Genomic DNA, 26,390 nt, shown 5'->3' with positions numbered 1-26,390 from the left:
TGGCGGGAAAACGCGTGACTAGAAGTCCCAGTCCTCGTCTTCGGTGACGACAGCCTTGCCGATCACGTACGAGGAACCCGAGCCCGAGAAGAAGTCGTGGTTCTCGTCGGCATTCGGCGAGAGCGCAGACAGGATCGCCGGGTTCACGTCGGTCTCGTCCTTCGGGAACAACGCCTCATAACCGAGGTTCATCAGCGCCTTGTTGGCGTTGTAGCGCAGGAACTTCTTGACGTCCTCGGTGAGCCCGACCTCGTCGTAGAGGTCCTGGGTGTACTCGACCTCGTTGTCGTACAGCTCGAAGAGCAGCTCGTACGTGTAATCCTTGAGCTCCGTACGCTTTTCCTCGTCGACCAGGGCCAGCCCACGCTGGTACTTGTAGCCGATGTAGTAGCCGTGCACGGCCTCGTCGCGGATGATCAGCCGGATCATGTCGGCGGTGTTGGTCAGCTTGGCCCGGCTGCTCCAGTACATCGGCAGGTAGAAGCCCGAGTAGAACAGGAAGCTCTCCAGCAGCGTGGAGGCCACCTTGCGCTTGAGCGGCTCGTCACCCTTGTAGTACTGCATGACGATCTCGGCCTTGCGCTGCAGGTTCGGGTTCTCTTCCGACCAGCGGAACGCGTCGTCGATCTCAGCCGTCGAGCACAGGGTGGAGAAGATGTTGGAGTAGCTGCGGGCGTGCACCGACTCCATGAACGCGATGTTGGTGTAGACGGCTTCCTCGTGCGGGGTGAGCGCATCGGGGATCAGGCTGACGGCGCCGACGGTGCCCTGGATGGTGTCCAGCAGCGTCAGACCGGTGAACACGCGCATGGTGAGCTGCTTCTCGTGCGCGGTCAGCGTTCCCCACGACGGGATGTCGTTGGACACCGGCACCTTCTCCGGCAACCAGAAATTACCGGTGAGCCGATCCCAGACCTCGGCGTCCTTCTCATCCTGGAGCCGGTTCCAGTTGATCGCTGACACGCGGTCGATCAGCTTCATGCCTTCGCTCACCGGAACCTCATTTCACCAGGTCGTTGTGTTTGCCAGCAGATACCCATGACACTACCCCTGGGGCTAACCACCCGCGGGGACCGGAACATCTAGTGTTTTCGTGTCGCGCCCAGCCTTGAGGAAATCGAATTCCGCGGGATCCAGCTTGCGCGTTGCCAGCCAGTACTGCCAGGTCATGCCGCTCCACAGGGTGCGGTTGACGCCGTGGGCGTCCATGTACCAGCTCCGGCAACCTCCGGTATTGAACACCGTGTCGGCCAGATCACGTTGCAGCTCGGCATTGAACTCCGCCTGGGCGCGGGGGTTGGGTGAGAGCGCCTCGGCGCCGGCCTTGTCGACGGCGGCGATCGCCTGACCCACGTAGCGGATCTGCTGCTCGATCATGAACACCACCGAGTTGTGCCCCAGCGCGGTGTTGGGCCCGAGCAGGAAGAACAGATTCGGCATGCCGGCCACTGCGACGCCGCGGTGCGCGGCCATCCCCTCGCGGTTCCACCGGTCGACCAGATCCTCACCGCCGGCACCCTTGATGTCGACGTAGGTGTAGGAGTCGGTGACATGGAAGCCGGTGGCGAACACCACTACGTCGACCGGATGCTCGACGCCGTCGGCGGTGACGATGCCGGTCGGCGTCATGCGGGTGATGGACTCGGTGATCACCTGGGTCTTGGGATTGGCGATCCCGCGGTAGTAAGTGTCGGAGTTGAGAATTCGCTTACACCCGGCGCGGTAGCGCGGCGTGAGCTTGCGACGCAGCTCGGGGTCTTTGATGCTGCGGTTGATGTTGTAGCGCCCCATCGCCTCGCCGATCTTGAGCAGCCATGGCTGCTGCGTCATGGCGAAGCCGACGCCCTCGTGGATCCAGTAGATCGCCGCGCGCATCGCCGCACGCGTGCCGGGCACATAGCTGAACATGCGCCGAATCGATTGCGGGAACTTGGTGTTCACCCGGGGCATCACCCAGGCCGGGGTGCGCTGGTAGAGGTGCAGCTCGGCGACGTCGTCGACGATCGCAGGCACGATCTGGATCGCGCTGGCACCGGTGCCGATCACCGCGACCCGCTTGCCCGTGAGGTCGGCACTGTGGTCCCACTGCGCGGAATGGAAAGTCACACCGGTGAATTCGTCGCGGCCTTCGATATCGGGGATCTGCGGGATGTGCAGGCCACCGGCGCCCGAGACCAGGAACTGGGCGATGAACTCCTGGCCGGTGTCGCTGAACACGTGCCAGCGCAGCTCCTGGTCGTCCCAGTGCGCGCGGTCCACATGGGTGTTGAACCGGGTGTACCGGCGCAGCCCGTACTTGGACGCCACACCCAGCAGGTAATCCTGGATCTCGGGCTGGAACGACCACATGTGGCTCCAGTCCGCCTTCGGCTCGAAGGAGAATGAGTACATGTGTGACGGGATGTCGCAGGCGCAACCCGGGTAGGTGTTGTCGCGCCATGTGCCGCCGAACTCGTCGGCCTTCTCCAGGATGAGGAAATCGACGCCGCGGCGTTGCAGCTCGATCGCCATCCCCATCCCCGAGAACCCGCTGCCGATGATCAGGGCGCGGGTGTGGATTGGTTGCTGACCCTGCGGCGAGGGTTGGGCAGCCGTCATAGCTCAGGTCCTTTTCTGGGAACGGCGGTACCGGATACTTCCCAGTCTCCGGACCTGGGACCCGACTGTCAACGAAATGGTCAGCTGGCGTGCTGGCGACGCTGGACACCCTCATGAAGCGGCAGGTCCGGGTCGATCCAGATGCCGAGCAGTTCACAGGTGCCGTTGATGGAACCGACCATGATCGTGGTCAGGTGGTTTACGAATTCCTGGGCCGGCATCCGGCGCGGGCTGTCCTCGTCGGTGCCCAGCCACCAGTCCGTGGCCGAGGCGCACGCCCCGAAGGTGGCGAAAGCGGCGAGTTCGATCGCGGCCCCGTCGAGTTCCATCTCGCGCAGTTCGTTGGAGAACATGTCGGCCATCGCCAGGGTGATGCCGCGGCCTTCGTTGAGTGCCCGCATGGTCGATTCGCTCTGTTCAGCGAACCGGCCCTGAATCAGGAACCGCAACACATTTGGGTGTTCGTCGACCAACCGCACGTACTGTTCGACGCTGCGCCGGATCACTTCCCGGGCCGGGTCTGCGCCGAGGTTGATCACCGGGAAGATCGCCGACCACAGCATATCGCGCAGCCGCTCACCGATTGCCTGGAACAGGTCGGACTTGTCGGCGAAGTGACGGTAGATCTTGGGTTTGGCCGTACCGGCCTCTTCGGCGATCTCCCTCAGGCTGACCTCGGGACCCAACCGGTCGATCGCCCTGAACGATGCTTCGACGATTTCCGAACGCACCTTCTTACGGTGCTCACGCCAGCGCTCACTGCGGGCGTCAACCTTGACGCCCGGGACATCGCTGGAATGTGATCTCGACGTTCGCCGCACGCGATCACTGTACCCGCCCTGATAGCGCTGACCTGCCCAGACCGCCCTACAACACGCGGTTTTACCGTTTGACCCGGGCGTTCGCCCGTCAAGCCGCCGACACCTCGCTTGGGTACTATCGCAGCCACAGTCAACCAATGAGACGAGGCTCATGACGCAGCGATACGACCTGGTCATAGCAGGTGGCGGCCCATCGGGGTCGGCAGCGGCGTGGCAAGCCGCTCAAACCGGCGCCAAAGTATTGGTGCTGGACAAGGCGGAGTTCCCTCGCGACAAACCGTGTGGTGACGGGCTGACCGCCCGCGCGGTGAGCTACCTGCAGAAGATGGGACTGGCCGACGAGGTCGCCAAGTTCCATCGGGTCAACAAGGTGACGGTGTACAGCCCCAGCGAGTGGGAGCTGTCCTTCCCGCGGCGTCCCGGCATGCCCGACCACGGCCACACCGTGAGCCGCACCGAACTGGACACGCTGTTGCTCAAGCACGCCGAGTCGGCGGGTGCCGAGGTGCGCCAGGGCGCCGAGGTGGCCGGGCCCGAGTTCGACGCCGCGGGCCGGGTGGTCGGCGTGGTGCTCAAGAGCGGTGAGAAGGTCTACGGCGACGCGGTCATCGCGGCCGACGGTGCCTACTCCCCCATCAAGCGCGCACTGAAGATCGACTCGGAGTACAACGGCTACTCAGCTATCGCCATCCGGTCCGAGATGCACGCCAACCGTCCCGACAGCGATGCCTTCGAGATCTACCTCAAGCTGATGTTCCAGGGTGACCAACTGCCGGGCTACGGCTGGGTCTTCCCGATGGGCGGCGGCCGGTTCAACATCGGCCTCGGCTATGTCAACAGCTACAAGAACTGGCAGTCCATCAACGCCACCCAGTTCCTCGGCGACTTCATGCGGACCCTGCCGGCCGAATGGGAACTGCCGCCGATCGAGGAACTCAAGAAGAACAAGAGCGTGCGGGCCTGGCGATTGCCGATGGGCTTCACCGCCTGGCCGCCGTGGCGTCCCGGTGTGCTGTTCGCCGGTGACTCGCTGGGCGCAGGCAAGCCGGTGTCCGGTGCGGGCATCTCCAAGGCGCTCGAATCCGGGCTGACCGCAGGCGAGTGCGCGATCGCCGCGCTCACCAACGGCGGGCCCGATGACTTCACCAACTACGAGCAGCGGATGCGCGCCGCGTGGGGTCGTGAATACCGCCGGGGCCGCTTCTTCAACAAGCTGGCCGGGATTCCCGCGGTCGCGGGAGCGGGCCTGAAGGCGTTGGACAACCACACCTTCCGCGACATGTTGCTCAAGTCGCTGTACAAGAAGGCGCAGAGTCCGCAACACACGTAGGCACGTGAGGACGCTCTCGGGACGCGGCGCCGATGCGAATCAGACTGTGGTTCATAGGCGCTTGGCCCCGGGCAGCAGGCCGACCACCCTCACGGGGATACGATCGTGGGGTGGGCCGTCGACTGTCCGGGGTGCTGGCGTTCGCGATCCTGTTGGCAGTAGTAGCCGGCACCGCATGGGAACAGCAACCGCGTGGCCACCGCGATACCTCCGCGCCCATGGAGATGTTCAGCGCCGAGCGCGCGCTCGACACGGTCAATGCGATCGCGTCGCGGCCGCATCCGGTCGGTAGCGCCGAACACGGCCGGGTGCGTGAACATCTCGTCGGCCAATTGCGAAATCTGGGTTTGGACACCGAGATCCGCTATGGCGTCGGCCGATACCCCGCGCAGCTGAAACACGACGTGCTCGGCATGGCGCGCGTGGGGAATATCGTCGCGCACCGACCCGGAAGCGACTCCACCGGCACCGTTTACCTGATGGCGCATTACGATTCAGTGCCGTCGGGCCCCGGCGCGAATGACGACGGCGTCGGAGTCGCCACCATCGTGGAAGCCGTACGCGCGCTGCAGGCGAGCGCAACGGCACTGCGTAACGACCTGGTAGTACTGCTGACGGATGCAGAGGAACCCGGCCTACTGGGCGCCGAGGCGTTTGTGGCATCGGGCGGCGTCGATCCGCGCGGCGGAGTGGTCATCAACCACGAGGCCCGTGGGGCGAGCGGCCCGCCGCTGATGTGGCGGACGAGCCGGCCGAGCAGCATGTTGATCAGGGCGGTAGGCGCTGCCCCGCACCCGAATACCGACTCGCTGACGACTACCCTGGCCGGCGCTCAGACCGGCAGCAATACCGATTTCGCCGCCCTCGACCTCAGCGGTCTGCAAGTGCTCGATTGGGCGTTCGTCGGCCGGAATGCCTACTACCACAATCCGTTCGACGATCCCAGCCATGTCAACCTCGCCACCGTGCAGCAGTTCGGTGACAATACCCTCGCACTGGCCCGCGATTTCGGTCAGCGCGACCTCGGCACATCCATAGAGGAGAACAGCGCGTACTTCCCACTGCCGTTCGGAGTGCTTGTGATACTGCCGCTCTGGGTGATCATCGTGCTCGCGGTCACCACGGTGCTCGTCGTCGGCTGGGTGATGTGGCGGATGCGGCGCAGCGGTGAGGCGAGCATGGTCCGCTCGCTCGGTTCGGCGGCGACGGCGGTACTTTCGGTACCGGTCGCGATGGCCGCCGTCTACGGACTGTGGGAAGCGATCGTCGCGATTCGGCCGCAGTACCGCTCGCTGTTCGTCGATCCGTACCGGCCCGAGTTCTACTACGCGGCCGTACTCGTCTTGTGCGTGGCCGTACTCGCCGCGTGGTATGCGCTGTCTCGGCGGTGGTTCGGAGCGTCGGCAACCGTCGCGGGACTGCTGGGCGGCGTAGCGGTGATCGCCGCGATATCGACGGCCATCGCACCGGCGGCCGCGGTCGTGGTCGTCGTACCTGCCTTCACTGCGGCGCTGGGTGTTTCGCTCACCTTCGTGGTGCCAGATCCGTGGCGGCTACCCATACTCACGATCTTGCTGGTTCCAGGTGCGGTAGTGCTGGGCACGATGGCATTCTCGGGACTACAGGCGGGAATCTCCGGCGCACCGTACCTCACGGCTCCGGCGGTGATGTTGATCGGCGCGCTGTTGCTACCGACGCTCACACACTCCTGGCCGTCGGCCCGGATCGCGATCATTCCGTCCACGGCACTGGCGCTCACCGTGGTGCTGGCGGCCGCGGGTCTGGCTGTCGACCGCTTCGATGATCGGCATCCGCTGATGTCCCAGATGTCCTATGCACTCGACGCTGACCATCATGAGGCACAGTGGGTTTCGCAGCAACGGCCCGATCATTGGACGCGACAGTTCGTCGAGCCGAGCCCGCCACGGATACAGTTCGCCGAGCTATGGCCCGAGGCGCTCGCCAGCGGCTCCGCTCCGGTCCACGCATTGACCGCACCCAGTGCCGAGATCCTTTCCGACACCACCGATTCCGGCTATCGCACCGTCGGACTGCAGTTGCGCTCAACCCGCGGGGCGAACTCCATCGCCCTGCGATACGACAGCCCACCACAGGCGCTGCGTGTCTCCGGACGCGACGTCACACCGGTGCCGCAGAAGGGTTTTCAGTTCTCGGCCGTTCCTGCCGACGGGATCGAGGTGCAGCTCACCGTACCGGCCGGGCCCCTCGAAGTTCGGGTCATCGACTACAGCTGGCTCCCGGACTCGCATCTGGCCGATCCGCCGGTGGACATCTTCTACCGTCAGGACAGCACGGTCGCGGTGTTCACGACCGTCACGGAACCCTGAAGTCAGCGTCGGCCACGCTCGGTCCGGCCCGGCTTGCGGGCGACCTTGCCCGCGGCGGCACGGGCGGCCTGCTTCGCGAGGGTCTTCTCCCGTGCGGTGCGTTTCGGTGCCGGCTGGGCCTGCCCGCGCGATGATCCGGGTTTACGGCCCCGCACAATCCCGATGAACTCCTCGACCAGTGCCGGCTGCTGCCCTTCGGGGAAGGCGAGCGCCACGTGGCAGGTGGGTGCGTCGGTGATCGGCCGGTAGGTGAGGTCCTTGCGGTGATGCAGCCGTGCCAGCGACTGGGGAACGACGAGAGCGCCCATCCCCGCGGCGACCAGTTCGATGGCATCCGCGGTGGTCTCCGGGCGGTGATCGACCGGCGTTCCGGGAGCACGCGCCCAGTCGACGACATCATCGAGTGGCAGCAGCGTCGGCTCGCCGTCGAGGTCCGCGGTGGTGATCGCGTCGACGGCACTGAAAATATGATCGGCCGGCACCACGGCCACCGTTGTCTCCTCGTAGAGCGGGATGACGGCCAGCCCAGAGGTGTCGGCGGGTAGCCGGAGCAGCGCCACGTCGACGGTGCCGGCCCGCACCGCATCGGCCGCGTCGGCCGCGTCGACAGAGCTCAACCGCAGCGGCACGTCGGGGTGGCGGTCCGCCCAGATCCGCGCCCACTTCGCCGGGGTCCCCCCGGGAACGTACCCGAGGGTGAGGGACAGCAGGGTCACTGCTTCAGGCTACCGATAGGCTGGTTCCATGAGCAGGCCGAACGCGCAGTCCATGAAGCCCGCCACGGCGGCGAAGAAGCTGGACGTGTACTTGCCCGCGACACCTGCGGAGTTCCAGGAGAACGCGATCACCAGGGCCGAGCTCGCCGCCCTCCAGGAGGACCCGCCGCAGTGGCTCAAGGAGCTCCGCAAGAACGGGCCGCACCCGAAGAACCTCGTGGCGGCCAAGTTGGGTATCTCGATCGCCGGCCTCGCGCGCGGCGGCGTCGGGGATGCGCTGACCACCGAGCAGATCGATCAGCTGCTCGAGGAGCAGCCGGAGTGGCTGATCGCCGAACGCGAGAGCTACACAAACGTGCTACAGGAGCAGCGCCGCCTGAAGGCGCAGCGCGCGGAGCAGGCTCGCGACGCCTAGACGTCGAATGGCCAGTTATCGCACGTTCTTTCGCGGTACGCGGGTAATAACTGGCCACTGGACGACCGACAACGCTAGCGGTCATATTTCGAGTGCTGTTTCCTTGTCTCCGCCGTTCCACAAGCGGGCGACTCCACGCAGTCGACCGCGGTACGCACCCCGACCCGACCGGCGAGGCTGACGACGGCTGTGCCAGTGGCACATCCAGCACGAGCACCACTTCTGGCCGGTGAAAGTCCACTCCCATCGGCAGCAGCCGGGACCTGTCGTCCAGCCGGCTTCCAGATCAGGAAGGGAGCAGAGCGCCGGATCACCACCACAGAGGTGGACCGGGTGATGGGTTACTTCATCTCGGAGCAGGCGGACGGCGAAGGGAGCGTGAGCATCGGTGCGAGACATGCGGATCCTCGGAACTGGGGCAGCCCCACCGAGTCCGCAGATCCGCTGCGGGGCAGGGCTACCGCGGTCTCCTGAGACCGCCGGCCGAGGTTGTGCGCATGAGCAGGAACGCTACTCCACCGGGATGACATCGTCGGAAAGTTCCGTGTGGAGCAGTAGCCGAAGTGCGGCAGACTACGAGACGTGACAGATTCCGTGCCAGCCACGTACGCGGTCGTCAGTGACGACCCGGAGTACGCCAGCGCGACCTACGTCCTGGACGACCTCGACGACGGCGTCTTGATCTACCTCGAATACCCCGACGGCAGCGCGCTCGATGCCGGCTACCTCTACGAGGAAGACGTGGAGGGCCTCAGCGAGAGCGAGTTGCTCGCCGAGGTCGACCAGGCGCTCCGCGACGGTCAACTGCCGCCGCGCGGCGAAATCGTGACACCGAGCTGACCCGACACTCAACGAGATAATCGTTCGCAAGGAACCAGTAATGGACGAGACGACAATCCGCGAGGTCTTCGGCGACTGGAGCAACGAATACTGGGTCCGGGCAGCAACTGTCGACACTGACTACGTCCCCGACTGCTAGGCGCAGGAATGGGTGGAGAAGTTGGTGACCGAAGCTCTGGCGGTGCTGGCGAACATCGGCATCCAGGTGACCCGCACATCCCTGCGCACGGCCGACGACAAGATTTACATCGCTCTCGACGGTCAGGAGATCCTGGCACGTGACATCAACAACGACTGCCTCGACGCCGTCCACACTGTCCTCGGTCGTCTCGAAGAGATCGCCGCGGAGCGCGGCCGACGCGAACGCTGGTACGTGTGCGGAGCCCCGGCCGGTTCTGCGTTCTTCGTCAGCCCCGAGGAGCTGATCACCTCAGCGGGGGTTGATGTGCGACAGCTGAATATCGGCGAACACTGGTACCAGATCACCTCGAAGTGGTAGGGCGTCCCACGACTACGCCCTGACGCAATGCAGGCTCGGTGTCTGCATCTCCACAGCGATCTCCTCAGCCGATGCCGGCCGCCGATCCCACGCCTCCAGCGACACGCAGATCGACCGCTTCCCCGACCGTCGCTGGTCCGAGTGTGTGTGTCCGTGGATCAACCACATCCCGAGGTTCGTCAACTGGTATTGGTCGAAGTTCTTGCGCGAGAACCTGTCCGGGACGTCGGCGTACGGGAAGTGGCTGAGTATCACGCCTTCACCGCCCACCTTCGTCCGCGCCACCTGCTGCACGCTGGCGAACACAGCGGCATAGTCGGCGAAATGCTTCTGCGCGCCCCCGTACATCGGATGCACCGGATCGTGATTACCGGTCACCAGGTGCATCGGCACCCGCAGCGTGCTCAGCTGCGCCAGAGCCGATTTCATGGACGCCACGCCGCCGGCGCAGATGTCGCCGAGCACCCACAACATGTCCTGTTTCGGATCAAGCTGGTGCAGCGGCGCCATCACCGCGGCGTCGTGCGCAGCCACGGTGTCAAACCCGCGCAAGCCCGCCAGCTTCGGGTGCGCGAGGTGCAGGTCGGCGGTGAAGAAGTCCACGCGCGCACGGTAGCGGGCGGGCCCGATACGTGGCGACCGAGTTTCCAGTCCCCGCCGGAGTCAGAGCGACAGAGTTTGGCCACGTTGTCGGTGTCATAGGCATTACCGCCATTTGCGCACTGCAAGCATCCAGATTCACCTAAATTGACGCTGCCTTCAATCATCGACACCCGAAAAGGACCCCAATGACCGCCAGCGGCACCGGCCGTACGCTTCTCTTGTTCGGACTAGGAATCGTCATCGGCGCAACAACTATCTACGCGCCCGTCGCCAACGCCGAAATTCCTCCGAACTGCGAGAATCGCCCGTGGGGCTTCCTCGGGTCGGAGACGCGTCAGATCTGCGACCAACCGATCCGCCCCGACGGGTCCTGGACACGACACCGAGTCATCGGAGTTCCTCGCCATTATCAGAACCCGACCAGCAGCTGCTCCAACTCCTATTTTGGCAGCAACTGCACCTATTACCCTGGCGGCTGGGTCGAAGACATGGTCAGGAGTGATGACACCTACGAGGTGCGTGCCGACAACGTACTTCCCGACGAACCCGGGCACATGCCCGACCCGGCGCCGGCTCCGCCGGCACCCCCAGAAGCGCCGGCGCCCTAGCTACCGACTCCGCGTGCGGGCTCAATCCGACTACCGCTGCCGGTTTTTCGAGCCCGTCTGGCCGTGCACTCACCCGGGCGCTGTCTAGCCTTCTGGGTAGAAAAGGAACAACACACACCCCTCCGCGGATTGCGGTACATGCCAGGACCCGGCCGGGGCGTGCAGGAATGTGCCTGCGGCGTAGTCGTTCACGCCGTCATTGAAGACACCGGAGACAACATAGACCTCTTCGGGGCCCGGGTCGTGTAGGTCCTCACCGACCCAGACGGCACCCGGCGCGATGGTTGTCACCGCCGCCTTGGCACCGTTGACACCCTGCCAGAGCAGTTGGACGGTGATCCCTGGAAAGACTTCGATCGGTTCGATGTCCGTAGTCGACTTCCATACATATCCAGGCGCATTGGGACCGAACGAAGCAACGTCACCGCTTGTTGTCATATGTGCACGAACCCTGCGCGCCGGCTCACAATTCCCGAACGCTCGGGCGTACTGCGGCGGTCATCACTGCGGCCGGGTGACCGACGCCACGATCACGCCATGCGCGACGCTACCGATCGAACATATCGCTCACGCGGTCGAAGAAGCGATCGATGCGCTGCTCCAGCCGCGTGCCTTTGCCCCACTTCTCCCACGCGTAGATCAGTCCAAATATCGCGACAACGATGCCGAGAACCAGAGCGGTGACAAGGATGGCCTCAACGGTCGTCGACATCGGAACATCTTCGCGTACACGTTCTCCCCTCCGGCCACGCGGCCCAGCCCGCGGACGTCAGCGCTTCCGGCCGAAAAGCGGCACGCCCTCGTACGGGTTCCAACTGGTACTGCCGCGGGTGACGTGGAGGAAGTAGGCCCAGTTCGCGGTGCTGGAGTAGAGCACGCCGATTGCGGCGCCGTAGGCGGCCGGCGGGAAGGTGAAGTTCAGGGTCAACTCGATGAGCGCGATGATGAAGCTCAACACGAACGAAATGCCGAAGAGGGTGAGGCCCTTGCGCCAGGGCCCCTTGATAGCGAAGTAGATCGGGCCGAAGAAGAACGCCGGACCGTTCGCTCCGAGCCGCATCCGCTGTCCGAACGAGAGCTGTTTGAACGCGGCCGTCGCCTCGGGCGAGGACCCGGGCTGGCCGTAGCGTGAGAAGAAGTCGAACCGGCTGCGCCACTTCTCTGGCACCTCGAAGGCCGCCGGACCCGGCGCGGGCGCCCCGTACGGGTTCGGCGCCCCATACGGGTTCTGCGCACCGTAAGGGTTCTGCGGGTCATGCGAGTACTGAGGAGGAACGCTGTTGTCGGTCACCGCGCGATAATAGCTGTCGAGTGAGACCTCGTGTTTGCCTGCGGCGCTGCCGTTCCGGCACCTCCCGCAGTGTGGCGGTCCCTACGCGCTGTGTGCGGCGCAGAGAATCAGTTCACCACTCGCTGTCGTCGTCGTCCTCAAGCGGCGGGCGCGGCTCGCGCATCACCAACACCGCCCAGATCACGCCGCCGATCAACGCCGCGACCATCGCGAAGAAGAGCAGCTGTCCCGCGATGTAGGCCATCGTCATTCCTCCTCGGAGCCGCTCAGCGCGGAACCCCGTCGCGACCGTTCGCGGCGAGCGTCTCCGTCATCGCAGCGACGACGCGATCGGCTGGCCAGTCGACCTGTAAAACATTTGCCATGCCAATCCCCCAACCGGCGAAACCCCTGGTCGTGAGGTTACCGGTGCCGGCAGCCCAGCAGGCCGCCCCCGAACAAAGAAGCAGGCCAGGGGATGTCGTCCCTGGCCTGCGACTCTGCTTGAACGCGCCTACAGCATGCAGGAGACGCAGCTCTATTATCAGCCGTCCGTGCAGGTAGGTGCTCCGCAGGAGACGGGGTCCACTCCCCCATGCCCCACCCGCGCCCCACGCGAAACCTCGACCCGCCGAAGGCATTCAGACCTGCTCACGAGCGCTTGTCACATCAGGTCTGCACAATGTTGACAGGTCGCGACTCCGAGCGTGGCCGTAGTCCCACGGGACTCCGCAGGCGAGTGCCGCACCAGCTGGACATGCCGCTCTGTTCCCGCCTCGGAGGGGACTGCAGAGGGCGCACCAGCATCGTTCGCGATGTCTGGAGTTCCCCGTGTCGAAGCTCGACCTCACCTCTCTCACCGTCGGGGGCATCGCCCCCTCGTTCCTCAGCGTGGAGCACGCCGCGCAGCTGATGGATGTCTCGCACTGGACCGTGCGCCGCTGGATCACCAACGGCCACTTGGACGCCCGCAAGATGCCAAGCGGCGGTCTCCGGATCGCCGTGGCCGACTTGGAGCAGATCGGAGAGCAGGCGCGCCCCGACCGCCACGGCAACGGTGCGGCGTAGCCCACCGGCGCCAGAGTCTGCATCGATGCCGGCAACGGGGCAATTCAGTTGCCGGTCTTACGCTTCGGGTACATGACCGAATCTGACCCTGTCACCGCCGCGATTACCGCGCTCGTCTCCGCCCTTCGGCAGGAGATCCGTGCTCAAGCGCCGCGTGATCGCTGGGCGGCGCCGCGTGAACTTGTCGCTGATCGTGTTGTACGTGCCGCCGCCGACCCTGGACAGGGCCGCGAAGTTCTACGGCGCGCTCCTCGACGCGGAGCCGTACGGGAAGCCTGACGGTGATCGGTGGGCGCCTATCTCACCCGGGACTACGTTCTCTCCATGGCGTGGGCGGAGGTGGCGCCAGACCGCTGCGAGCAGTGCGGTGAACCATTCGGGCCACACCCTCGTCGGCCGGGATCCGGGTAGCCCTGGCCACCGGGTGTATCACTGCGGCGGGTGCGGCACCGGGCGCGGAGCAGCACCGAGTAGCGGGGACACGAACCCGGTCGGCAACGTCGTCGTTCTTCTCGCCGCGCACTACTAGGTGCTCGGATCTAGACTCCGCTTCATGTTCAGCAACCGGCAGATCTTCCGGGACTCGGCCGTCGAACTCACCCCTGCGCAGGAATCCTCGGCCAGGAACGCGGCTCGGCGAGCGGCGCGGGAGGCTCGACGTTCGCTGCGCACTGCTCGTAGGCAGTACCGGCACTATCGCGCGGTCACGGGAGCCGTTTACCTGGACTGGCCGCGGTGGCACGGGGAGTACCTCAACGAGTATCACGGCGGTGGCGGGATCAACGAGGGTGGCCTGCAGGTCGGCACCAACGTTCCCGGCGACGCGATCTGACTGCGGACCGAGCGCGCCGACACGAGACAGTTACCCGCTATTGTTCATCAACATGCGTCCCACGACGTCGTTTAAGTCGTCCATCACCTTCCTGGCAAAGCTGGGCACAGCCATCGTCACCGCGCTCGCCGCGACCATCGCGCTCCCTGCTGCAGCTCCGGCCGGCGCCGAACCGATGACGGTGTGTCCGCCGAACCAGCCGTCGAACTGGAATGGTCAGCCGTGCTTCCCGCAGCCGTGCGTGCCGCCGTACGCGCCGGGCGTTCCGCCGTGCTTCATGCCGCCGCCGCAGATCGGGCCGAACGGGCTGCCGGTGTTCGGGTGAGCCTCGTCGAGCTGACCGGAAGGCGCTACCTCGTCGCGCGGGTCGCTCGCGTCACCGGAGACGTGTCGTGGTGGATCTTCGTCGTCGCCCGGCTCATGACCGAGATGACCTCGTTCGGGATGCCGCGCCGCTACGCCGACTACGACGAGTCGACCTTCGGGGTCGGGTTGGGCCAGAGCGACTTCGGCTGGACCGCCTACGAGCCGCTGACCGACCAGCCGCCGTCGACGTTGACCGACCCGTTCTACAGCGCGAACATCATCGCCACCGTCGCGGCAGCTGCCTTGGCGGTGACCGTGATCGCCGCGGTGGTCGAGGCGGTGGCGGTCGGCCGGTGGCCGGCGGGGATCGCCACGGTCGTCACGCCGATCTTCGGCTCGGCCCTGATCCTCACCGCGCTCCACTACCGGAGTGGGTTCGCAGGTGAGTTGCAGCTGAACCTCACCGCGGTGTTCGTGCTGGTGCTGATCGGGGTGGCAGTGCGTGAGGTGTGGAGCCGTGGGTTCGCGCCACGACCGAAGCGAGAGATCTGACATGGCAACGGATCCCAGGCTACCCGTACCCACCTTGCCCTGGTGCCGGCGTCCACCCGGCTGGCCCCTCGCCGCTCTTGCCGGGCTCGTGGCTGCGGCAATCCTGTACGAGGCCAGCGCTGCTCTACGTGCCCGCCGGGATAGCGGAGCCGGACCGGGACGGCGATCTGCGGATCGGCCCCGAGGTGATGCCGCGCCGGTGGTTCTACGACACCGACTGATCTCAGCGGGTAAACGTGACATAGACGACACCAGCCAGCTGCGCGCTTCTCGCAAGTCTGTGAGTTTTCTGAAAGCGAACCAGACGTTTGCTCGATAGGTTCCACTTGGTTTGCTCGGGGCCGACCGGCCCCGGCCCCTGCCCCTGCCCCGAGTGCAAGGAGATCCCGTGCTGAAGAGGTTTGCCGCAGCTGGCGCGCTGGCGCTGGGCACCATAATGGCCGCCGGCGGCGTCGCACACGCCGATGACGTGGTCGTGAGGGACGCCAACGGCATCCCGTGGAGCTGGCCGACGGAGGCGTCCTGCATCAAGGACGGACCCGACCAGCACCTGCAGAACACCGACGACGACGCGTTCCTCAAGTACTGGTACTGCGTGCAGCACGACGACGGCCTGTGGTACCTGCACAACACCGACAACCCGACCGAGCGGGTGAACTAGCCGCGTGCCATCGCGCCGCGGAGGTGAGGCAGCCCCGGCCGGGGGTTTCGGGGCTGCCGATCGGTGATCTCGCGCCACGGCGCGATCTGCAGCGCCGACTGGTATTCGACGGCGCGTGAACGTGAGGAGTGCGTGATGAATGTTCGTGGACTGGCGCTGGTCGGTGCCGCAGTTGCAGGTGTGTTCCTCGGCGGTGCACTGGCCGCCCCGGGTGTCGCCGCGGCGGATGAGATTCTGCCAACGGGTCCGAACGGGGTGACCTACATCCGAACCGAGTCGGGCCGCACGCTGTGCGGCGTCCAGGGCGACGCGGTGAACTGCACAGTGCAGTTCGTGAATCCACCGGTGACCGCGGCCGGTGATTTCGCGAACTCGGTGACGCTCAACCAGAACGGGACCTTCACGTACCTGGCCGCGGATCTCGGTGTGATCGACCCACCGCACACGATCCGCTACGACCAGACCTACATCGCCAACGGCTGGGCGGTCGAGGCGTTCAGCGACGGCACCCGGTTCACCAACAACCACACCAACGAGGGCTTCTGGGTCAGCGTCACCGACGTCAACGCCCTCGGCCAGATGTGACGTCGAACCGAGCGGCCGTCAAGAGGCTGGGCCTGCGCGGCGCGCTGATCGCGGGAGGGGCCCTACTGCTGGCGATCGCAGCCAGCCTGAGCATGTACCTGGTGCACCGAAATGCGAACTCCTCGACGGACTTCGGTGCAGTAGACGTTCCGGGTCGGGTCAACGTCCAAGTCTGGATCGGACATGTCGACACCACCAGTCAAACCATGTCGGTCGAGATTGTCGACGTGGAACCCACCGGGGCGCTGGCCGGCCCCGACGGCAGCTTCACCGGGGACACGGTTCTGACCACCTCGGCGCTAGGCGCGCCGATCACCATCGGCAAGGGGCAGACTGGCTCTGACGCACCCCAGACATTCGCTGTGAACGGAACCGTCACCGACTACCCGTTCGACCGGTACCACTCGCTGATGACTTTCTCCGCCACCTCCGACGGCGCGACCGTGCCCGTCGCAGTGGTGATCTCGAGTGCGGACCCGTTCTTCCGGAACGTACCCACCGCTCCGCCACCATCGACCGATCAACCCGACGGCCGCGTCGATATCGACCTGACGTCGACGCGGTCGATGCCGACACTGGTGTTCGCCGTGTTCGTGATGGTGCTGATGCTGGGTCTGGCAGCCGCGGCGGTCACGGCGAGCTACTACATCCTGCGGTGGCGGCGGGGGCTGCTGTTCCCCGCCTGCTCGATGATGGCCGCGATCCTGTTCGCATTGATCCCGCTGCGCAACGCAGTACCCGGCAACCCCCCGATCGGCTCGGTGATCGACTTTGCTTCGTTCTTCATCGCCGAGACCGTGATCGCAGTGGCGCTGATCGCCTCCGTGGTCATCGGCTACCGCACGGAGATCGCCAACGAACTCACTGCGGGCGAATCAGTGGGACCCGAGGCCAGAACCTAACGCCGGGGGCGGCGATCAAATGCCGCTCCGGTAGGCGGTCGGCGTCACCCCGACGCGCTGCTTGAATGCGGTAGCGAAGTGGCTCGGGGTCGAAAACCCGACGGCCAAACCAATTTCGGTCATCGACAACATCGTGGTAGCCAATAGGCTTTTAGCCCGGTCGATCCGACGGGTCAGGACGAACTGATACGGCGTCGTCTTGAATGCACGCACAAAAGCGTTGGTGAACTGGTTGGTGGACATCCCGGTGTACCGGGACAGGGCGGCGAGGCTGATGTCCGCGTCAAGTGAGTCTTCGATGAACTCCACGATCCTGATCTGCGTGGCCGGGTCCAGGACGCGGTGATCAGGTCGGCGCCGGATATTCGCATAGTGGTCGACCAAGTGCAGGCGCACGACATCGGTCAAAGACTCGCGGAGCAGTCTCGCGATCAGATCCTCGCGATCGGCGACGCTGCGTACCCGTCGCGTTATCTGATGCAGCAGAGGGTCCCGGTAGCTGAACCGTGGTGCGAGCTCACGATCTTCGAGCAGCTTCGTGGGTACCGTCACCTGGCTGAACTCAGCGCGGTCTCCCTGCGCGGTGATGCCGACATGCTGGCCCGCAGGGACCACCAGGATGTCCCCGATCTTCGGGAGGGTGCGGTGCGAAGGGCCACCGCGGTCGAACTCGGTTTCCTTCGAACGCACGAGACCGCCGGTGTAGATCGCGAGCACGTGGTGGGGTGCGTCGAATACCCAATCCGTAGGTTTCACAATCTTTTCGCTGATGAAGCCGAACTCAAGATCGCTCAACAGCGCCATCTCCATGTTCGGCCCCGCCCACGAATGGCGAGATCAAGGATGTAGACGTTCACACAGGCTGATGCTAATGGGGTGCTCAAGCCCTAACGGCTAGGAACACGGTCACCTTGCTGTCTATTGCGCCGCGTGGGCCGCATGAATCGATCGCCGGCGAGCAGCCGTTAAGGACAAACTTTTTCGGCAAATGCACGGCTGGATCTCGAAAGCCTCAGCAAACGAAGTTGGTTATTCTGGCTAACGCGTCGTACGAATAGGCGTCGTAGACGTGCGATCCGGTTGCCTCTTAATCCATGGGGGCAACCGGATTTCGCGTTGATGCCCGCAGACAGGCGGCGGGCGCGCTGTACCGTGAATCACTCGGCAACATCGGACGGCAGACCACAAGGAATAGACCCGGAACCAGTAGTCCCTCCAAGGAAACGAATGAGGAACCACATTGCTCACGCGCACACTCTTCTTCGTCGCGGCGCTGGTCGCGCTCACTCTCGCCACCACGGCGTGCGGCGACCCCACGAACCCACCCGCGCCGTCGTCCAGCTCCACCACCGCTCCACACGGCGCTGAACGTGGAACAAGTGGCAGCAGCAACGGTCAGCACACGCCCGCTCACGACAACAACAGCACCGAGCCGAACTGCACCGGGCCAGACCAAGGCACGGTCTGCACCAACCCCAACCACGGTGCTGGCGATGACCCATCGGAGAACGGCGGAGCCGTCATGCCAAACCCGAACGGCGACGGATCATCGGTGCCGTGCGAAGGCACCATCTGCACCAACCCCAACCACGGCGCCGGCACGGACCCGGACGAGAACGGCGGTGACGAAAATGCGACACCCGCACCGGAACAGCGGGACGACGATCCGGGCGGGAAGCCCTGCACCACCGGCATGGGTGTCTCCGGCACCTACATCTGGAGCGACGACTCCAACAGCTGGGTGTGCCAGATCAGCTAGGCCATCACAACGCAGATCAGGCCGGGAAGAAGGTGCTGTGCGCCGCCACCTCGTGACGATCTCAGCATGATCGCGAACACCGCGGCCGAGACCGCCCGGGTGGCTCAGACTCAACGTTCAGGATCTCGGCGACGCGGTGGGTAGACCACGAACCACACCAACACGACCACCAGTGTTATTGGGGCAGAACAGGAGTGGTGTTGCCAGGTGCGGACAGGCCGACCGGTCAGTCGCGTGTAGGTCCACGCCGCGTAGGCGTACGACAGCAGTGCCAACGCGAGTAGGGTCACGACGTTGAATCCGATGGCGGCCACGATGTCGCCGTGCTGCAATGAGTAGATCATCCGTAGCGACCCGCAGCCGGGGCAGGAGACACCGAACAGCAACTTAGTGGGGCAGACCGGCAGCGGACCCCCCGGTGTGGTGGGGTCACCGAACCAGATCGCAACACACCCACACCCGGCCGCGAGCGCCACCCCAAGAGCGGCGACCGGACGCCGATGTGTGGGTGTGCTGTTGGTGTTCACCACGATCAGTCGATCAGTATCCCGACGACGACATTCCGGCCATGCCATCCACCACGGCGATGATCACCCAGATCACCGCGACCACGACTCCCGCGGCTGCACCCCAGATAGCGAATTTCTTGGCATCATCGGCCGACTTCTGTGCTTCGGCGTAGCGGCCTTGTGCCCAGTAAGCCCGACACCTGGGTCGACTTTGACGATGGCCACGATGCCCAGCGGCAGACAACACAGCACAGTCGACAGAATCGCCCACATAAGGTTGCTGTCGGGCTGCCTACCTTGCGGCCCCTGAGGAGCGGGGTAAGCACCCGAGGGTGGCGGCGGGTAACTTCCGGGTGGCGGTGGCGGTTGCTGCGTGATGTACACCTTCCAAGATCAGGTTTGCTGAGGAAAAAGCCAGATCACCTCCGCACCAGCCACCCAGAGGAATAGTGCGTGACAGAAACCCAGCATTGGCGCAGCGTCGTGACAGTGCCGGTCAACGGGACATATGTGGTGGCCGCGGTGTCGGGGCGCAGCGGTTGCTCTAATCGCCGGCCTGTTGGACTTCTGAGGTTTGGCGAGTAGTTGAGTCACCGTCGTCGGCAACGATGTCACCGTCATCTACGAAGACGAGGTTTCCGTTGTCTAGGGATACGGCCCAGCGGCGTGCGGGATCGACGATGCGCTGGTCGCCAATGTCGACAGGGAGACCGGCGTCGTTTCCGAAGTCCTCGACAACCACTCCGGCCTGTTCCTCGGCGGTTCCCGGGTGTATCCGCGCCCGGTCACCAACACCCAATCCCATGTCGTCAGCAATCTCATCAGGCTTGCCAGACTCGAGCTCGTTTTCCACGCCGAGAAACCTACCCCGTTCACGACGCGGGACTTGAAGCCCCTGTATCGCAAGCGAGGCTCTGTTTCGAGTGATTTGCCAGGCCACACCGTGTGATGCGACACAGCGCAGATTCTGGCGCGCCGCGTGACCGCAGCCGCCGTGGCCTTGCAGACGCCGAGCACACTGAGCCCGGGACCAGTCGTGCCGGGACGTCGCACATGCGGGCCGCTGCCCGCGACTCGGGATCGTGCACCTGGTAGTGGCCGGAGGCGGTGTGAGGCGCGCCGCGGCATGGCCTCGTCGGATACCCGGGGGAGCTTCCGGTGCATGATGCTCCCGTAGTCGCAGCCGAACGTGAACTGCCGGACCTCCCCGCCCAACGTCGTCGGTTCAATCCCAACCGGGAGCTCAGCGCTCGGCCCCGGCTCCGTCTCGGCGCCCGGTCAGTCGCCCAGCTGGATGTGATCAGCGAGTTGCCTGACGCCTTCGGCGATCTGGGCAACGCTTGCGGCCCCGTAGGAGAAGCGCAGGAACGGCGCGGGTGGCTCATCCACGAAGAAGTGTCGTCCGTCGCCGACGAGCACCCCGGCCCTGTAGGCGTCCGCACACACCCTTCGTGTGTCGGCGCCCAGCGCCAGTCGCGCCCAGAGGTGGAGCCCACCACGCGGGGTGCCGACTATGCGCACCCCGGGCAGGGTGGCCTGGATGGCGGTCACGAGTGCGTCACGTCGTTCGCCGAGTTCGCCGCGGAGTCGTTTCAAGTGCCGCGGCCACACGGTCGAGGTGACCAAACTCAGTGCGATTTCCTGCACGATCGGGGCGACGCAGAGGTCGTCAGCGGTGCGGGATGCCCGGAGCCTGGCACCAGCCGGACCGCGAGCGATGATCGCACCGAGTCTGAGTCCGGGCGAGGCCGGCTTCGAGAGTGTGAGGATGGAAACGACATGTCCGTGCGGATCCTCGGTGAAGAGCGGAGCAGGCGCCTGCCCGTCGATGCCGAGGTGCCGCGCCCAGTCATCCTCGATGATGAACGCCCCGTGCCGAGCAGCGAGTTCGAGCACCTGCGTCCGCCGTTCTGCACTGAGGACCGCGCCGGTGGGGTTCGCGTAGCTGGGTTGAAGGTAGACCACTCGCGCCCGCGTGCGTTCGAGCTCGTCGCCGAGACGGTCGACCAGGATCCCGTTGGCGTCGGCGGGTACCGACGAGAGGTTGAGGCCCGCGCTCTGCGCAGCGAGGATCGCGCCCGGATAGCTCGGACTCTCCGTGATGACCGCCGATCCCGGCTCGGCAAGTGTGCGCATCGCGAAGAGGAGGCCCTGCTGCCCGCCAGATACGACGAGCACGTCGTTCGGGTCGGCGCGATACTCGGAGGCGAGGATCCGCCGCAGTTCCGGCGATCCCGCTGGCGGTGTCATCATCCATGCACGACCGCTCTTCGCCGCACGCGAGCCGAGGCGGTGCAGTTCCTCGTTCGGTAGTAGTTCGGGGGCGAGGTACCCCCAGGAGAGCGGGATGTGCTCCGGTGTGCCGTAGACGCCCAGGCGTGCGGCCCGGTCGGCGTCGACTCTGGCGTGGCCGAGAGCCTGGGACTGCCAGGAAAAGTCCGGTTCTGGTAGTCGTTCGCGGCCCGCTACAAACGTTCCCCGTCCGGGCTCTGCCCGCACCAGCCCGGCTGCGCTCAGTTCCGACAGCGCTGCAGAGATGGTCGCCGCGCTCGCGTGGAACTGCGCAGAGAGTTCCCGCACGCCTGGGAGCTTCTCGCCGGGGTGCATCGTCGTGATCCATTGTTGGAGCTGCATCGCAATGGCGGACGACCTGTTATCGTTGGACATGGAAATAGTAGATAACGTTACTCCGATTGCGGCAAGTCCGTTACTCTTCATAGAGAGCGCGGAACCGACTCCCCCGCTCACACAACCGTGACCGGCCGCCGTTCGATGTTGCGGGATGCGTCGGTCTCCGCCATCGTCGCAGGCTTCCTGTCAGCGCTCATCAACTTCGCAGGCCCGTTCCTGATCGTGCTCGAAGCCACCCGCGCAGCGGGTCTGGACGAGGCGCAGACCGCATCCTGGGTCTGGGCGTTGTCGATCGGAAACGGCGTGTGCAGCATCGCGTTGAGTCTGTTCACCCGCATCCCGGTGATCGTCGCTTGGTCGACGCCCGGAGCGGCGCTGCTGATCGCCTCACTCGGCGGGTTCTCCTTTGCTGAGGCCGTGGGAGCATTCCTCGTCGCCTCGGTCGCGGCCGCGGTGGTCGGGTACACGGGATGGTTCGGTTGGTTGCTCGCCAGAGTGCCCAGCCCCGTGCTGCAGGCTCTACTCGCGGGGATCCTGCTGCCGTTCGTCGTGTCCGCCGCAGGCGCGTTCGCAAGCGCACCGCTGATCGCGGGAAGCATCGTCATCGCCTTCTTCCTTGGCAAGCGCTTCGTCGACCGCTATGCCGTACTCGCAGCCCTCATCGTGGGGCTCGCGGTGACGTGGGCGACCGGGTCGTTCCACCCGTTCGCACCGTCGCTCACGCTCGGCGGTCCGGTCATTACGATGCCTGCGTTCACTCCGGCCGCACTCGTGAGCATCGCGCTGCCACTGTTCATCGTCACGATGGCCTCCCAGAACGCGCCCGGACTGACCCTGCTCCACTCGCAAGGGTACGAACCGAACGACCGCCTGCTTGTCGGCTCCATCTCAACGGTCTCCGCGATCCTCGCGCCCTTCGGCTGCCATGGGATCAACCTGGGCGCGATCACCGCTGCGATCGCGCTCGGCCCGGAGTCGCACCCGGACCTGGGCAGGCGTTACATCGCAGGCCTCGCAGGCGGTTGCACCTACCTGCTCGTCGGTTCCTTCGGAGGCGTGCTCGTGGCCGGGTTCCGCACGGTCCCTACCGAGACGGTCTCAGTGCTCGCCGCCGTTGCGCTGCTCGGATCAGCGCTCGCCGCCCTCAAGGGCGCGATGGGCGGTGACGGTCGCGCGGGGCTGGCCGCCCTGACGACTCTCGCGGTCACCATGTCGGGGGTCGCGGTCTTGAGCGTCGGCGCCGCGTTCTGGGGCCTCGTCGCCGGCGGTGCCGTGCACATGATCCTCGCCCCACGCCGGGAGAGGGCCCGCACCGAGGAATCGAAGGAGGCCCCCATGATCACGTAGCCCCCTCAGATACCGCATCGCGCGCTGCGCAAATGCACGACCGTACCGCGCGCGAAGCGCTCGCCCAGCGACCTGGCAGTGCCGATCCACCACTGAGATCCCAACCAATCGGAGCAACCTATGACGACGAACACCACCCCGACGATCCGTCCGCTCGCCGCCGCCGACGAGGCCCGCTGGCGCGTCCTCTTTCGGGCATACCGCGAGTTCTACAAGCTGACCGAGTCCGAAGAGGTCGTCTCACGCGCGTGGGGGTGGTTCATGGACCCCCGACACGAATGCAAAGCCCTTGTCGCCGAAGCGGACGGGGCGATCGTGGGGTTCGCGCATCACCGACGTTTCTCCTCGCCCTACACCGGCACCACCGGCATCTTCCTGGACGACCTCTTCACCGATCCCCAGGTTCGCGGCCGGGGCATCGGACGCGCGCTCATTGAGCGTCTCACCGAGATGGCCCACGCTGAGGGACGGGCCGTGGTCCAGTGGGTGACCGCGGACGACAACCACACGGCCCAAGCCCTGTACAACACCCTCGCCACACGCACGAACTGGGTCACCTACGAGGCCGAACCCGCCGCGAAGTAGTTGAACCGGGCCTGACCAATCCCGTCACTGCCGCCGCGCAACGTCGAGAGATTGTGCCCGGAACACCGGCACCCCCGGCCTTCCGATCCTCATTGAGGCCGGGGGTGCGTCGCGGGTCCCGCAGGGTGACCAGATCGCCGTCGCAATGCCCGTACGCAGCTCATCGCTTGGCGTCGACCGCCGACAGCGGCGCGTCGGAACCCTCCAGGGCCGCGAGGGCCTGGAGCGGCAACCACGCGACCAGGTCAGCGCAGACCCCAGGCGGAGCCAGCAGGTACGGAACGATCGAACGGTCATAGTTGGCGATCACGTTGAGCGACAACATGTTCGGTCGGGTTCGGCAAGGTATCCGGGTTCTCGTCCCCGGTGATGAACACCTACGCGCGGATCCGCTTCCAGCCCAACAAACGGCCCCCGAACAAAGAAGCAGGCCAGGGGATGCTTTCCCTGGCCTGCGACTTAGCTACAACGCGCTTACAACATGCAGGAGACGCAACCCTCTACTTCGGTTCCTTCCAAAGCCATTTGGCGAAGCCGGATGTAGTACAGCGTCTTGATTCCCTTGCGCCAGGCGTAGATCTGCGCCTTGTTGACCTCGCGGGTGTCGGCGGTGTCCTTGAAGAACAACGTCAGGCTAAGACCCTGATCCACGTGCTGGGTGGCCGCGGCATAGGTGTCGATGATCTTCTCGTAACCGATCTCATACGCGTCCTGGTAGTACTCCAGGTTGTCGTTGGTCAGGTACGGCGCCGGGTAGTAAACCCGGCCGATCTTGCCTTCCTTGCGGATCTCGATCTTCGACGCCACCGGGTGGATCGAGGACGTCGAGTGGTTGATGTAGGAGATCGACCCGGTCGGCGGGACGGCCTGCAGGTTCTGGTTGTAGATGCCGTGCTTCTGCACCGACTCCTTCAACTGCTTCCAGTCGTCCTGCGTCGGGATGTGAATGTCCGCATCGGCGAAGATCTGCCGGACCTTGTCGGTGGCCGGCTCCCACACCTGATCGGTGTACTTGTCGAAGAACTCTCCGGATGCGTATTTGGATTTCTCGAAGCCGCCGAAGCTCCTACCACGTTCGATCGCAATGAGATTCGACGCCCGCAGGGCGTGGAACAGCACGGTGTAGAAGTAGATGTTGGTGAAGTCGATGCCCTCTTCGGAGCCGTAGTGGATCCGCTCGCGGGCCAGGTAGCCGTGCAAGTTCATCTGCCCGAGGCCGATCGCATGCGAACTGTTGTTGCCCTGCTCGATCGACGGCACCGAGTAGATGTGGGTCTGATCGCTCACCGCGGTCAGTGCCCGGATGGACACCTCGATGGTCTGCGCGAAGTCCGGCGAGTCCATCGTCTTGGCGATGTTCAGCGACCCGAGGTTGCACGAGATGTCCTTGCCCACCTTGGAATAGGACAGGTCGTCGTTGAACTCCGAGGCCGTCGAGACCTGCAGGATCTCCGAGCACAGGTTGGAGTGGGTGATCTTGCCGGCGATCGGATTCGCCCGGTTCACCGTGTCCTCGTACATGATGTACGGGTAGCCCGACTCGAACTGCAGCTCGGCCAGCGTCTGGAAGAACTCGCGCGCCTTGATCTTGGTCTTGCGGATCCGGCCGTCGTTGACCATCTCGTGGTACTTCTCGGTCACCGAGATGTCGGCGAACGGAACGCCGTAGACCTTCTCGACATCGTACGGCGAGAACAGGTACATGTCCTCGTTCTTCTTGGCCAACTCGAAGGTGATGTCCGGGATCACCACGCCCAGCGAGAGCGTCTTGATCCGGATCTTCTCGTCGGCGTTCTCACGCTTGGTGTCGAGGAACCGGTAGATGTCGGGGTGGTGCGCATGCAGGTACACCGCACCGGCACCCTGGCGGGCTCCGAGCTGGTTGGCGTAGGAGAACGAATCCTCCAGCAGCTTCATGATCGGGATGACGCCCGAGCTCTGGTTCTCGATGTTCTTGATCGGGGCGCCATGCTCACGAATGTTGGTCAGCAGCAAGGCGACTCCGCCACCGCGCTTGGACAGCTGCAGCGCAGAGTTGATGGAGCGCCCGATGGACTCCATGTTGTCCTCGATGCGCAGCAGGAAGCAGGACACCGGCTCGCCGCGCTGCTTCTTGCCCGAGTTGAGGAAGGTGGGCGTGGCCGGCTGGAATCGGCCGTCGATGATCTCGTCGACGAGCTTCTCGGCCAGCTCGGTGTCACCGGCGGCGAGAGTGAGCGCGACCATCACCACGCGATCTTCGAAGCGCTCGAGGTAGCGCTTCCCGTCGAAGGTCTTGAGCGTATAAGAGGTGTAGTACTTGAACGCGCCCAGGAAGGTCGGGAACCGGAACTTCTTGGCGAAGGCCCGATCCAGCAGTGACTTCACGAAATTGCGGCTGTACTGATCGAGCACCTCGCGCTCGTAGTACTCCTTCTCGATCAGGTAATCGAGCTTCTCGTCCTGGCTATGGAAGAACACCGTGTTCTGGTTGACGTGCTGCAGGAAGTACTCCCGCGCGGCGAGCACATCCTTGTCGAACTGAATCTTGCCGTCGGCGTCGTACAGATTCAGCATCGCGTTGAGCGCGTGGTAATCAGTCTCGCCGGGCAGGGCGTGCCCGGGA

At 65.0% G+C, this 26,390-nt stretch carries 31 protein-coding genes and 1 pseudogene; 16 read left to right on the top strand and 16 right to left on the bottom strand.

All coding sequences use genetic code 11. The features are described 5' to 3' along the window. Positions 1-18: 18 nt before the first annotated feature. The 3 genes from nrdF to EYZ64_RS11295 all read right to left on the bottom strand — a co-directional run bounded on the left by nrdF (position 19) and on the right by EYZ64_RS11295 (position 3,419). Positions 19-981, bottom strand: a complete 963-nt coding sequence (gene nrdF, locus EYZ64_RS11305) for a class 1b ribonucleoside-diphosphate reductase subunit beta (protein WP_064865507.1) — start codon at positions 979-981, stop codon at positions 19-21. Between the two features lie 75 nt (positions 982-1,056). Next, the gene (locus EYZ64_RS11300; RefSeq protein WP_135453519.1) at positions 1,057-2,598 is read right to left on the bottom strand and encodes a flavin-containing monooxygenase; all 1,542 of its coding nucleotides are present in this window, start codon (positions 2,596-2,598) and stop codon (positions 1,057-1,059) included. Positions 2,599-2,678: 80 nt separating this feature from the next. After that, complete coding sequence (locus EYZ64_RS11295) at positions 2,679-3,419, bottom strand: TetR/AcrR family transcriptional regulator (protein WP_135453518.1); 741 nt, start codon at positions 3,417-3,419, stop codon at positions 2,679-2,681. A gap of 151 nt (positions 3,420-3,570) precedes the next feature. Here EYZ64_RS11295 and EYZ64_RS11290 point away from each other — a divergent pair, with 151 nt between their 5' ends. Both EYZ64_RS11290 and EYZ64_RS11285 read left to right on the top strand, forming a co-directional pair. After that, entirely contained in the window at positions 3,571-4,749 is a 1,179-nt protein-coding gene (locus tag EYZ64_RS11290) for an NAD(P)/FAD-dependent oxidoreductase (protein WP_135453517.1), read from the top strand. A gap of 110 nt (positions 4,750-4,859) precedes the next feature. Beyond that, positions 4,860-7,097, top strand: coding sequence for a M20/M25/M40 family metallo-hydrolase (locus EYZ64_RS11285; RefSeq protein WP_167857785.1), 2,238 nt, complete (start codon positions 4,860-4,862; stop codon positions 7,095-7,097). Positions 7,098-7,099: 2 nt separating this feature from the next. On the opposite strand, the gene EYZ64_RS11280 is transcribed toward EYZ64_RS11285, so the two are convergent. Continuing rightward, positions 7,100-7,813: a LysR family transcriptional regulator substrate-binding protein gene (locus EYZ64_RS11280; RefSeq protein WP_135453515.1), complete on the bottom strand. Its 714-nt coding sequence runs from the start codon at positions 7,811-7,813 to the stop codon at positions 7,100-7,102. A 28-nt stretch (positions 7,814-7,841) separates the two neighbouring features. On the opposite strand from EYZ64_RS11280, the gene EYZ64_RS11275 reads away from it, so the two are divergent. From EYZ64_RS11275 to EYZ64_RS11265, 3 genes are all read left to right on the top strand, one after another. Beyond that, positions 7,842-8,228 (top strand): DUF5997 family protein, encoded by a 387-nt coding sequence (locus EYZ64_RS11275; RefSeq protein WP_135453514.1) that lies wholly within the window; start codon positions 7,842-7,844, stop codon positions 8,226-8,228. Between the two features lie 582 nt (positions 8,229-8,810). Further along, a complete protein-coding gene (locus EYZ64_RS11270) occupies positions 8,811-9,068 on the top strand; it encodes a hypothetical protein (protein ID WP_135453513.1) in 258 nt (85 codons plus the stop codon). A 163-nt stretch (positions 9,069-9,231) separates the two neighbouring features. After that, on the top strand, positions 9,232-9,567 hold the full coding sequence (locus tag EYZ64_RS11265; protein ID WP_135453512.1) for a hypothetical protein: 336 nt from the start codon (positions 9,232-9,234) through the stop codon (positions 9,565-9,567). 12 nt (positions 9,568-9,579) lie between these two features. Here the strand turns inward: EYZ64_RS11265 and EYZ64_RS11260 are convergent, their stop codons facing one another. Then, entirely contained in the window at positions 9,580-10,170 is a 591-nt protein-coding gene (locus EYZ64_RS11260; RefSeq protein ID WP_135453511.1) for a metallophosphoesterase family protein, read from the bottom strand. 185 nt (positions 10,171-10,355) lie between these two features. Here EYZ64_RS11260 and EYZ64_RS32760 point away from each other — a divergent pair, with 185 nt between their 5' ends. After that, complete coding sequence (locus EYZ64_RS32760; protein ID WP_502702954.1) at positions 10,356-10,778, top strand: CDGP domain-containing protein; 423 nt, start codon at positions 10,356-10,358, stop codon at positions 10,776-10,778. A gap of 84 nt (positions 10,779-10,862) precedes the next feature. On the opposite strand, the gene EYZ64_RS11255 is transcribed toward EYZ64_RS32760, so the two are convergent. From EYZ64_RS11255 to EYZ64_RS32390, 4 genes are all read right to left on the bottom strand, one after another. Next, entirely contained in the window at positions 10,863-11,216 is a 354-nt protein-coding gene (locus EYZ64_RS11255) for a cupin domain-containing protein (protein WP_135453510.1), read from the bottom strand. A 109-nt stretch (positions 11,217-11,325) separates the two neighbouring features. Continuing rightward, entirely contained in the window at positions 11,326-11,490 is a 165-nt protein-coding gene (locus EYZ64_RS32015) for a hypothetical protein (protein WP_167857784.1), read from the bottom strand. A 57-nt stretch (positions 11,491-11,547) separates the two neighbouring features. Beyond that, positions 11,548-12,069 (bottom strand): DUF2628 domain-containing protein, encoded by a 522-nt coding sequence (locus tag EYZ64_RS11250; RefSeq protein ID WP_135453509.1) that lies wholly within the window; start codon positions 12,067-12,069, stop codon positions 11,548-11,550. Between the two features lie 112 nt (positions 12,070-12,181). After that, positions 12,182-12,313 carry a hypothetical protein gene (locus EYZ64_RS32390; RefSeq protein WP_286174777.1) on the bottom strand — a complete coding sequence of 44 codons (132 nt, stop codon included), beginning with the start codon at positions 12,311-12,313 and terminating at the stop codon, positions 12,182-12,184. 566 nt (positions 12,314-12,879) lie between these two features. Here EYZ64_RS32390 and EYZ64_RS11245 point away from each other — a divergent pair. From EYZ64_RS11245 to EYZ64_RS11215, 7 genes are all read left to right on the top strand, one after another. Then, entirely contained in the window at positions 12,880-13,116 is a 237-nt protein-coding gene (locus EYZ64_RS11245) for a helix-turn-helix domain-containing protein (protein ID WP_135453508.1), read from the top strand. A gap of 553 nt (positions 13,117-13,669) precedes the next feature. Then, the gene (locus EYZ64_RS11240) at positions 13,670-13,948 is read left to right on the top strand and encodes a hypothetical protein (RefSeq protein WP_135453507.1); all 279 of its coding nucleotides are present in this window, start codon (positions 13,670-13,672) and stop codon (positions 13,946-13,948) included. A gap of 52 nt (positions 13,949-14,000) precedes the next feature. Beyond that, positions 14,001-14,273, top strand: a complete 273-nt coding sequence (locus EYZ64_RS11235; RefSeq protein ID WP_135453506.1) for a hypothetical protein — start codon at positions 14,001-14,003, stop codon at positions 14,271-14,273. Continuing rightward, on the top strand, positions 14,270-14,806 hold the full coding sequence (locus EYZ64_RS11230; RefSeq protein WP_135453505.1) for a hypothetical protein: 537 nt from the start codon (positions 14,270-14,272) through the stop codon (positions 14,804-14,806). Before EYZ64_RS11235 ends, EYZ64_RS11230 begins: the two co-directional genes overlap by 4 nt. Before the next feature lie 388 nt (positions 14,807-15,194). After that, entirely contained in the window at positions 15,195-15,467 is a 273-nt protein-coding gene (locus tag EYZ64_RS11225) for a hypothetical protein (RefSeq protein ID WP_135453504.1), read from the top strand. Between the two features lie 135 nt (positions 15,468-15,602). Continuing rightward, the gene (locus EYZ64_RS11220; RefSeq protein WP_135453503.1) at positions 15,603-16,052 is read left to right on the top strand and encodes a hypothetical protein; all 450 of its coding nucleotides are present in this window, start codon (positions 15,603-15,605) and stop codon (positions 16,050-16,052) included. Further along, a complete protein-coding gene (locus EYZ64_RS11215) occupies positions 16,049-16,954 on the top strand; it encodes a DUF8686 domain-containing protein (protein WP_286174772.1) in 906 nt (301 codons plus the stop codon). The genes EYZ64_RS11220 and EYZ64_RS11215 overlap by 4 nt, the downstream gene beginning before the upstream one ends. Before the next feature lie 15 nt (positions 16,955-16,969). Here EYZ64_RS11215 and EYZ64_RS11210 read toward each other — a convergent pair whose 3' ends face one another. Then, positions 16,970-17,758: a helix-turn-helix domain-containing protein gene (locus EYZ64_RS11210; protein ID WP_286175275.1), complete on the bottom strand. Its 789-nt coding sequence runs from the start codon at positions 17,756-17,758 to the stop codon at positions 16,970-16,972. A gap of 436 nt (positions 17,759-18,194) precedes the next feature. Between EYZ64_RS11210 and EYZ64_RS32220 the strand changes: the two genes are divergently transcribed. Next, positions 18,195-18,713: a hypothetical protein gene (locus tag EYZ64_RS32220; RefSeq protein WP_210115718.1), complete on the top strand. Its 519-nt coding sequence runs from the start codon at positions 18,195-18,197 to the stop codon at positions 18,711-18,713. 110 nt (positions 18,714-18,823) lie between these two features. Here EYZ64_RS32220 and EYZ64_RS11200 read toward each other — a convergent pair whose 3' ends face one another. The 4 genes and pseudogenes from EYZ64_RS11200 to EYZ64_RS11185 all read right to left on the bottom strand — a co-directional run bounded on the left by EYZ64_RS11200 (position 18,824) and on the right by EYZ64_RS11185 (position 21,889). Further along, positions 18,824-19,243 carry a DUF2752 domain-containing protein gene (locus EYZ64_RS11200; protein WP_502702953.1) on the bottom strand — a complete coding sequence of 140 codons (420 nt, stop codon included), beginning with the start codon at positions 19,241-19,243 and terminating at the stop codon, positions 18,824-18,826. Between the two features lie 10 nt (positions 19,244-19,253). Beyond that, positions 19,254-19,600 (bottom strand): annotated as a pseudogene (locus EYZ64_RS32650) (CD225/dispanin family protein). 166 nt (positions 19,601-19,766) lie between these two features. Beyond that, positions 19,767-20,075, bottom strand: a complete 309-nt coding sequence (locus tag EYZ64_RS11190) for a hypothetical protein (protein ID WP_353653675.1) — start codon at positions 20,073-20,075, stop codon at positions 19,767-19,769. A 425-nt stretch (positions 20,076-20,500) separates the two neighbouring features. Then, positions 20,501-21,889, bottom strand: a complete 1,389-nt coding sequence (locus EYZ64_RS11185) for an aminotransferase-like domain-containing protein (protein WP_135453500.1) — start codon at positions 21,887-21,889, stop codon at positions 20,501-20,503. Between the two features lie 87 nt (positions 21,890-21,976). Between EYZ64_RS11185 and EYZ64_RS11180 the strand changes: the two genes are divergently transcribed. Then, a complete protein-coding gene (locus EYZ64_RS11180) occupies positions 21,977-23,200 on the top strand; it encodes a benzoate/H(+) symporter BenE family transporter (RefSeq protein ID WP_286174770.1) in 1,224 nt (407 codons plus the stop codon). Between the two features lie 120 nt (positions 23,201-23,320). Continuing rightward, positions 23,321-23,785 (top strand): GNAT family N-acetyltransferase, encoded by a 465-nt coding sequence (locus EYZ64_RS11175; protein ID WP_135453499.1) that lies wholly within the window; start codon positions 23,321-23,323, stop codon positions 23,783-23,785. Positions 23,786-23,945: 160 nt separating this feature from the next. On the opposite strand, the gene EYZ64_RS32010 is transcribed toward EYZ64_RS11175, so the two are convergent. Both EYZ64_RS32010 and nrdE read right to left on the bottom strand, forming a co-directional pair. Then, the gene (locus tag EYZ64_RS32010) at positions 23,946-24,110 is read right to left on the bottom strand and encodes a hypothetical protein (protein ID WP_167857783.1); all 165 of its coding nucleotides are present in this window, start codon (positions 24,108-24,110) and stop codon (positions 23,946-23,948) included. A gap of 149 nt (positions 24,111-24,259) precedes the next feature. Further along, entirely contained in the window at positions 24,260-26,377 is a 2,118-nt protein-coding gene (nrdE, locus tag EYZ64_RS11170; protein WP_210115642.1) for a class 1b ribonucleoside-diphosphate reductase subunit alpha, read from the bottom strand. Between the last annotated feature and the right edge of the window lie 13 nt (positions 26,378-26,390).

It is taken from the genome of Mycobacterium sp. DL99 (assembly GCF_004762045.1).
Lineage (GTDB): Bacteria > Actinomycetota > Actinomycetes > Mycobacteriales > Mycobacteriaceae > Mycobacterium.
The sequence above is the reverse complement of the archived record's forward strand: the minus strand, read 5'-3'. Positions and strand labels throughout refer to the sequence as shown.